This window comes from Pseudaeromonas pectinilytica, from assembly GCF_054780855.1.
Genome location: NZ_BAAGVN010000155.1, coordinates 1 through 600 on the forward strand (window position 1 = coordinate 1; position 600 = coordinate 600).

The 600-nt window shown below is 38.3% G+C and carries 1 protein-coding gene; it reads right to left on the minus strand.

All coding sequences use genetic code 11. The annotated features are described in order from the left end of the window. Positions 1–50 precede the first annotated feature (50 nt). On the minus strand, positions 51–491 hold the full coding sequence (locus ACYVG7_RS09945; protein ID WP_460882978.1) for a hypothetical protein: 441 nt from the start codon (positions 489–491) through the stop codon (positions 51–53). Positions 492–600: the final 109 nt, after the last annotated feature.

Here is a 600-nt window from a genome sequence, read left to right on the forward strand (position 1 = left end):
AAAGAGTAGGCAGAGAAAATCCAAGCAAAACAACACGTTAGACGGTATTATTAATTCGCTTGCCGCTTAAGGTTCTGTACATGGGCCGATTTAGCGGCGCTTACTTCAAACAAGACCGGAATAGCTGCGAATACAGTTTCGCGGCAAAATTTTAAAGGACAAAATATCAATGGTTCGCTGAGGCCAGAACCATGAACAATCTCACTCCTAGCTTTATAAATAGCGTTAGCTTTACGAGAAATATCTGAATCAGCTTTTACTTTATGTAACTTGCATACGCGCTTTCTAAATCTCACAGTAAATCCATTAGAATCCATTGATGACATTGCCCCATCAAAACCATAGTTAACAAGAGATTCAATTGCCGTCACACATTTAACTATTTGCGATTCTTTATTTTCATCAAAAAAGGCATCAGCATACCAGTTAACCGAGTTAATAATAATGTCTGCAACTCGCCTTTTACTACTAAACGCTAAACAATGCTGCATTAGAGCAGAAATAACCTGTCTATCTACTCAGAGATCCCCTCATTTTTAGAGACTCAAATAATTCCAAGTGTGCGGGTATATAAGCGGTGTTGCTTCAGGTAGTAGATAA